The sequence below is a fragment of the Myxococcus sp. AM010 genome, from assembly GCF_013372585.1.
Taxonomy (GTDB): Bacteria; Myxococcota; Myxococcia; order Myxococcales; family Myxococcaceae; genus Myxococcus; species Myxococcus vastator.
On record NZ_JABXEO010000096.1, the window covers coordinates 23,188 to 30,203 of the forward strand.

A 7,016-nucleotide genomic window follows, 5' to 3' on the forward strand; every position below is an offset into this window, starting at 1 on the left:
CGCCCTTCGGGTGGGGGAGCCGGCATGCGTCACAGCCAGTGGTGCGGCCGGCGCGGACCCGCGGCGCGGTGGCGGAAGGTGGCGCTGCTGCTGGCCCTGCTGCCCTCGCTCGCCCAGGCGGCGCAGCTGCCCGCGGACGCGCCACGCGCCGCAGACGCGGAGGACGCCACCCCACCTCCCCGGACTCGCCAGTTCTGGTGGGCCCTGGGGGAAGTGACGGCCATCAACCTCACGGTGTGGGGCTTCAACCGATACATCATGAACAAGGACTTTGCCCGGGTCGGCCTGGACGCCTGGCGAACGAACCTCGAAACGGGGTTCGTCTGGGACAAGGACGATTTCACGACCAACCAGTTCGCGCACCCCTACCACGGCAGCGCGTACTTCAACGCCGCCCGGGACCACGGCTTCAACTACTGGGGCGCCATGGGCTTCACCCTGGTGGGCAGCCTCCAGTGGGAGCTGTTCGGCGAGAATCACTACCCCTCCTTCAACGACCTCATCAACACCACGGTGGGCGGGTGGGCCCATGGGGAGGTCATCTACCGGCTGTCGTCCATGCTGCTGGATCAACGCGCCACGGGGACCCGGCGCGTCGCCCGCGAGGTCAGCGCGGGGGTGCTCAATCCCGTCCGGGGCTTCAACCGCGTGGTGCGCGGGGAGGCCTGGCGCAGCGCCCCCACTCCGGAGGACTGGCAGCCGCCCGTGTTCGCCGCGCTGACGCGCACCGGCTACCTCAACATCGACGCGGGCACGACGCTGAACCAGTTCTTCGCGGAGCTGGACCTGCGCTACGGCGATGCCCTGCGCTTCCCGGTGGACGCGCCGTTCGACGCCTTCAACCTGGGCGTGCAGTTCACCACCGGCGAGAACCGGCTCATCAGCCGCGCCGAGGTCAAGGGCGCGCTGGCGATGCTCCCGCTGGAGAACGGCGGGAACGAGCGCGTGCTGCTCGGCGCCTTCCAGCACTTCGACTACAACGACACGCAGGCCTATGAGCTGGGCGGCCAGTCGATAGGCGCGGGGCTCCTGTACCGCTACCTGACGCGGGAGGGCCGTGAGCTGCGCCTGGCGCTGCACCTGCGGGGCGTGGTGCTCGCGGGCATCACCTCCGAGTACGCCGACGAGGTGGGCCGCGACTACGACTACGGCCCGGGCCTGGGCCTCCACCTCGAGCTGTCCTACGGGCGCTGGCCCTGGGAGTACCTCAAGCTGCACGCGGGCAGCACGTGGCTGCACACGCTCAACGGCGCGGACGGCAACCACCTGGTCCATGAGGGCACCTTGCTGCTGGACGTGCCGTTGTTCGCCAACCTGGGCCTGGGCGCCAGCTTCACCTTCTTCGAGCGAAACAGCTTCTTCCGCGACTTCGATACCGTCTCACGCGGCATCCCGCAGGCCCGGGTGTTCCTCTCCGTGCACTGAGCGTCCACGCCGGCCCGAGCCCACGGAGGCCCGCTCCGGTCGCGCACGGCTACGGCGTGGGGCTGCCCGCCGCGTGGCGCAGCCGCCGTCGGCGCCACGCGGTGTACGAGACGACCAGCGCTCCAGCCAGGGTCCCCGCCAGCGCGCCCAGCACCCGGCGGGGGACGGGCCCCCCGGCGCTCGGCGGCTCGTGGCGGAAGGTCTCCAGCGAGGCCCGCACTCGCGGCTCCAGCGCCTGCCACCGCACCGCGGGAGCGCTGACCATCACCACGGCGTGCTCGCCCTCCGAGGCCAGGCCCGCGACGAGCACCGTGCGGACCTGCCCCGCCTCGCGCAGCGTGCCCAGCACCTCCACACGCGGTGTCACCCCGCCCAGGCGCTCCACGCGCTCGGCGGACAGCGGGAGTCCCAGCTCGCGCTGGTAGTGCTGCATCACCGCGGACGCGAACTCTTCCCGGTCGGAGGGGCTCGCGCTGAAGCCGCGCCCCACCACGGACACGAGCAGCGTGGCCGCGTCCGGACCCTCACCGTCGGTGAGCGCCGCCGACAGGGCGCGCGGCGCGTCCGGGTCCAGCGCCACGGCGCCCACGCGCGAGCCGGCGTACTGCTCCCACCGCACCATGTGGAAGCCTTCCGGTGGGCGAAACGAATAGCCATCCCGGCGCAGCTCCGTTCCGAGCGCGCCCGGCAGCGTCAGCAGTCCGACAGCCAGGAAGGTGGCGTGCACCCTGGCATCATAGTCGCCCACCCACGCCCGCGCCTGCCCAGAAGGAGAAGCTGGCGCTGGAGCTCACGCGCTGAGCAGGCGCGTTGAGCTCATTCAATCGCGGCGATCCGGTACTCGCCATCTTCCAGCACCAGCCGGACGGCGCGCTCGTCACCCAGCGGGAACACGGCCTCCCCCGCGCCGACGCGGACGTGCGTATTGAGTGCGAGCCGGGCACGCCGGAGACGCTCCCTCGCGAGGGGTTCTCGCTCGAAATCCTCGCGAAGACGCTCCGGTGTGTAACGCGCGCGCAGGGGCCCGGCGAGCTGGCTCCAGGCGGACTTCCAATCACGAGCCTCCACCCTGTCGATGAATTGGCGCAGGGCGGCCCGAGGCACATCCGCGGGCCGGGCCTCGACGACACGCCACCCCTGGGGGGACTGCGCGACCGTCAGGGAGGGCGCTCGCGCCTCGAGGTTCGACGCGCCGGCCCGGACGTCCGCGGCCCTGGCGCTGCGAGCCCCCGCGTCAGAATAGCGCTCCAGGAACGCCACCTCCTCCTCGGGCCCGCCCGCCGTCAGCGCGTACGCGTCCTCGACACGGCCTTCCTCCAGGGCGCGGGCATACGCCTCCGCGACGGAGGCGGGCTCTCGCGGCGTGGTCGCGCAGCCTGTCAGCAGGAGACTGAATACCAGGGAACGGTTCATGCGCATCGCGGGGAGAATAATGCCTCCTCCGCCGTGCGCCATGGCCACGTTTGTTCGCCATTCCCAAGCGAACAGCGCCTCCGAGCAGTGACACCGCCCGCGGCTGGCGATTATTTCTCCGCGATATCTTCGGCGGGGAGACAGGGAACATGGCGAGCACGATGAGCCGATGTTTCAGGGGCGTGCTGTTCGGAGCCGTGCTGCTCTCCTGGAGCACCGCGGCGCGGGAAGCGCCGGCGCGACTCCAGGAGTCCTTCGGTCCGGTGCTGAACCTGAGCGGGACGCCCACCTTCAACTTTGAATTCCAGACAGCCGTCTCCGACAGCAACGTCTACATCGTATGGAGTGATACATCGTCCCTGGACGTCACCCACGTCTACCTGCGCAGGAGCTCGGACCAGGGAAAGAGCTTCGAGCCGCCCCAGAGGCTGAGCCGCAACACCGGACACGCCTACCTCCCCACCGTGGTCGCGGAGGGAAAGAAGGTCTACGTCGCCTGGCGCGAACAGGGCATCCAGTTCCGCGTGAGCCACGACAACGGGAGGAACTTCGACCCCGCGGTGGCCCTGGCCGAGCACGGCTATTCGCCCCGGCTCGCGGCAGAGAACAGCGATGTGTACGTGACCTGGACCGTCCCAACGGGCCTGCGGTCAGCGGTTCAGCACTTCCGGGCGAGTCACGACAAGGGGCTGAGCTTCGGCCCCACGCTGACGCTGGATGACCGCCCTGGCATCGGGGTGACGGAGATGACCGCGTCCAACAATCGCGTCTACATGGTGGGCGACGACATCGGCGCGGATGACCGGCCCGACGTGTACGTGAGGACCAGCCCCGACGAGGGGAAGGCCTTCGCACCGCGGCTCAACCTCAGCGTCGACGAGGGCCCGGGGCAGCCGTCACTGCTCGCCCGCATCGCCGTCAAGGAGCAGAAGGTCCACGTCGTCTGGGAGGAATGCAACGACCTCTTCCCGGACACCTGCGCCATCCTCTACCGCCGCAGCACGGACCGGGGGGCGAGCTTTGGCCCCACCCACGCCATGAGTGGGAGCCAGGGCTACGCGTTCGCGCCGGACCTCGAAATCTCGGGTCAGCACGTCTTCGTGGCGTGGCAGGACGACAGCCCCGGCAACTTCGACATCCTCCTGCGCACCAGCAACGACCACGGCGCCACGTTCTCCGCGCCACGCAACCTGAGCCTCTCCTCGGGATACTCCGGCGCCGTGAGCCTCTCCGCGGCCCAGTCGCATCTGCGCGTCGCGTGGGAGGACACCACCGCCGGCTCGGTCGACATCTTCTACCGGGCCAGCGGTGACCTGGGCGCTTCGTTCACGCCCGTGACGAACCTGAGCAACACGCCGACGCGCTCCTCCGCGCCACGGGTCTTCGCCTCCAGCGGCGGATCACATGGCTACCTGGCCTGGCTGGAAGACCTGGCCAACGAAAACACCGACGTGTTCTTCCGCCGCACCGAGGCGCAGTAGCCCGCGACTACCGCGGGCCCGTCCGGGTCATCGACACGGAGGACACCTTGTCGTGCCACGCCCCCCCCGGCATCGCGTTGACGTCACTCACCGTCTGGGACGTGGTGAAGCAGCGGCCCGACAGGTTCGCGTGCTCGCACAGCGTCGCCTGGTACGGCCCCAGCACGGTGACGGAGCTCAGCACGTCATTGAACCCCACGCCGCGCAGATCGCCCACGCTGCCGCCGAGCCAGACGAGGTTGCCCTCGAAGCCCGAGTGCTCGTGGAGGTAGACACCTTCCGAGGCGGAGTGCCCCTGGACCGCGTACGTGTAGTCACCTGACGACAGGTGCGCGCCCCTGCCGTAGTCCGAGTACGCCCAGTTGCTCAGCCCACCCGGCGACTGCTTCACCAGCACGGACCAGCTCTGGAATGGGAACCGGGCGCTCAGGCGGCCATGCAGCGTGAGCGCCCGGTTCGCCGCGTTCCCCGACAGACCTCCGAGCTGCCCCCTCACGTAGTTGGACAGGAAGTCCCTGCCCACCACGCTCGTCACCGAGCGCGTCAGGTAGGCGATGTGGGTGTAATCATCCATGGCGTCGGACTGGTAGAAGTTCCCCTGGTGGTTGATCCACCCGCCCCAGGACTTCTTCAGCGCGGCGATGTGCCAGCTGCGCCCGGGCACGGCGTTGTGGACGAAGCTCCGGATGCCGTGCCACCGCTCCTCCGCGTTGCCGCCGATGGTGTGCGCGGTGTTCCTGAAGATGACGCTGAAGTCCTCCGGCAGCCACGTCGTCGAGGACAAGAGGCGGAAGTTGAGGGCCAGGATGGCGTCAATCAAGCCGGCGCCCGGGAAGTCCATCATCAGGAGGCCCGCTCGCTGGACGTGCCCCGCCACCAGGTGGTCGATGGCGAAGTCATTCACGCCGCGAATGCCCATGCCGTCTCCGCCCGCCACCGTGAAGGGATGCGCGAGCGCGGAGGCGCCACTCAGGAAGTTGACGAACAGCGTGGACGGCGAGCCCGTGTTGGTGCGCCCCAGGTGCGCGCGGACCTTGCTCCACTTGTCGTCGATGTCGAAGATCGTGGACACCGTCCACGCGTCCTGGAGGTCCAGCCCTCCCCAGGGGATGCCGTAGGCCCCACCGCCAAAGTCATCCAGGATGACAATCTTTCCGCGGACCTCGCCCAGGGCGGGCACGTGACCGCCAGTCCAGAGGTAGGGCCTGTAGGCCGGGTTGTTCCGGTACGCCTCGAACGTCGCGGCGAAGCTGCGCGTGACGTTCTCCTCGGTGTGCTCCTTCTTCACCCGCATCACCAGCGTCTCGCTGGGGTTCGCGTTCAGGAACTGGATGGCGGTCCGCAGCACGTCATCGAAGTTGACGTGCAGGTAGACGACGCCGTGGTGGATGGTGAAGCTGTCCGCGATGTGCCGGCAGCGGATGTCCAGCGCGCGGATGCCCGCGTCGAGCTGACGGCGCAGGTCCAGGGACTGGGTCTGCGTCAGGGAGCCGCCGTAGGACTGATACGCCATCGTGTCATGCGTCCCCGGCAAGGACAGGGCGGCGAGGCTCGTCGAGTCGGGGACCCAGCTCATCCAACTGGGATGATGCGTCTGGATGCTGCCCGAATCGTTGTAGTAGCGCCCTCGCGCGGCGGCGGGGGAAGCGATGGCGACGAGGCCCACGACGAGCATCGCCACCGCGTGACGGAGGCGGAGGAAGGGATACGACGTGTCTGACATGAGTGGCTTCCAGGAAAGAGTCGCGACAACATCGAGGCGCGCCCAAGACTAGACGCAAACTCGGATATTATGAAAAACCTGGACCGCCACGACACTGCCCCCGCTACGGACAGACGCCGGGCAGGCTGTGGCCCGGCGTCTTCATTCCCGGCGATTCGAGTCGAACCGTCAGGCGCTCAGCCTTCGCTCACTGCCGCGTCGCGGGGGCGTCCGCCTCCGTGATGGGGCAGTTCATGACGCACTCATCGAAGCGCTGGAAGCAAACCGACAGGTGCCCCCCCGCGCCGATGCACTGCTCGAGCCGCATGTCACACTTGGCGACACAGATATTGGGGTGAACCACGGCCGCCTCGACTTCGGCGGGCGAGGAGTCCTCCAGGCCGCCTTCGACACCACCACAGCCCGCAAGCATCCCCGTCGCCAACACCACGGCCATGACAATGGACTTCACCTGCATGACTCCTCCTTTTGAGACCTGTCCGGAATGGAAGGTAATCTCAGGATACAGGTTTCGCTGTCATGTCTCGAAATCGAACTGTGTCGCACCGGGCGCAATCCCTCACATTCCGGCTCGGCGGCGGAGCGCGGGCGCCCCTGGCGTCCCGGAGTCCGCGCCTGGGTGTCGGCCACCCCGACACAGCGTGCGGACTCCCGGAGTCCGCGCCTTGTCGCGGCGGCGCCCTGCGTGTTCGTTGTGACATCCCCGCGCGGCGCGGGTAACCTGCCGGAGAGATGAACCCCGCCGCCAGGGCCGACATGGAGTCACGTGCCGATCGCGCCCTGCGCCGCGGCGAGCTCACCGAAGCGCTCGGCATGTACGAGTCGCTCGCGCGGGCCTTTCCGCACGACGCGGCGCTCGCCCTCAAGCTCGCCAACGCGCGCGAGCTGCTCCAACCCGCGGAGTTGGCGGTGCTTGAGGCCGCCCGCGCCGAGGCCAGCATCCCCCTCCCCGTGGGAGGAGGGGCCCACGGGGA

The 7,016-nt window shown here is 69.1% G+C and carries 6 protein-coding genes and 1 pseudogene; 3 read left to right on the plus strand and 4 right to left on the minus strand.

All coding sequences use genetic code 11. From position 1 onward, the window contains the following. Window positions 1-24: 24 nt before the first annotated feature. The gene (locus HV826_RS31105) at window positions 25-1,425 is read left to right on the plus strand and encodes a DUF3943 domain-containing protein (protein WP_176420691.1); all 1,401 of its coding nucleotides are present in this window, start codon (window positions 25-27) and stop codon (window positions 1,423-1,425) included. 49 nt (window positions 1,426-1,474) lie between these two features. On the opposite strand, the gene HV826_RS31110 is transcribed toward HV826_RS31105, so the two are convergent. After that, window positions 1,475-2,152: a hypothetical protein gene (locus HV826_RS31110; RefSeq protein WP_176420694.1), complete on the minus strand. Its 678-nt coding sequence runs from the start codon at window positions 2,150-2,152 to the stop codon at window positions 1,475-1,477. Window positions 2,153-2,241: 89 nt separating this feature from the next. Continuing rightward, on the minus strand, window positions 2,242-2,844 hold the full coding sequence (locus HV826_RS31115; protein ID WP_255208008.1) for a hypothetical protein: 603 nt from the start codon (window positions 2,842-2,844) through the stop codon (window positions 2,242-2,244). 155 nt (window positions 2,845-2,999) lie between these two features. Here HV826_RS31115 and HV826_RS31120 point away from each other — a divergent pair, with 155 nt between their 5' ends. Then, a complete protein-coding gene (locus tag HV826_RS31120; protein WP_255208007.1) occupies window positions 3,000-4,319 on the plus strand; it encodes a sialidase family protein in 1,320 nt (439 codons plus the stop codon). 7 nt (window positions 4,320-4,326) lie between these two features. Here the strand turns inward: HV826_RS31120 and HV826_RS31125 are convergent, their stop codons facing one another. Both HV826_RS31125 and HV826_RS31130 read right to left on the minus strand, forming a co-directional pair. Continuing rightward, the gene (locus tag HV826_RS31125) at window positions 4,327-6,042 is read right to left on the minus strand and encodes a phosphatidylinositol-specific phospholipase C (RefSeq protein ID WP_255217506.1); all 1,716 of its coding nucleotides are present in this window, start codon (window positions 6,040-6,042) and stop codon (window positions 4,327-4,329) included. A 187-nt stretch (window positions 6,043-6,229) separates the two neighbouring features. After that, on the minus strand, window positions 6,230-6,499 hold the full coding sequence (locus HV826_RS31130) for a hypothetical protein (protein WP_176420693.1): 270 nt from the start codon (window positions 6,497-6,499) through the stop codon (window positions 6,230-6,232). Window positions 6,500-6,798: 299 nt separating this feature from the next. Here HV826_RS31130 and HV826_RS31135 point away from each other — a divergent pair. Next, window positions 6,799-7,016 (plus strand): annotated as a pseudogene (locus HV826_RS31135) (hypothetical protein); the annotation flags it as partial.

Bases quoted from the DNA above. Each gene is read 5' to 3' on its own strand.
- HV826_RS31115 (WP_255208008.1), bottom strand. From the start codon at position 2,844: ATGCGCATGAACCGTTCCCTGGTATTCAGTCTCCTGCTGACAGGCTGC.
- HV826_RS31130 (WP_176420693.1), bottom strand. From the start codon at position 6,499: ATGCAGGTGAAGTCCATTGTCATGGCCGTGGTGTTGGCGACGGGGATG.
- HV826_RS31105 (WP_176420691.1), top strand. From the start codon at position 25: ATGCGTCACAGCCAGTGGTGCGGCCGGCGCGGACCCGCGGCGCGGTGG.
- HV826_RS31120 (WP_255208007.1), top strand. From the start codon at position 3,000: ATGAGCCGATGTTTCAGGGGCGTGCTGTTCGGAGCCGTGCTGCTCTCC.
- HV826_RS31125 (WP_255217506.1), bottom strand. From the start codon at position 6,042: ATGTCAGACACGTCGTATCCCTTCCTCCGCCTCCGTCACGCGGTGGCG.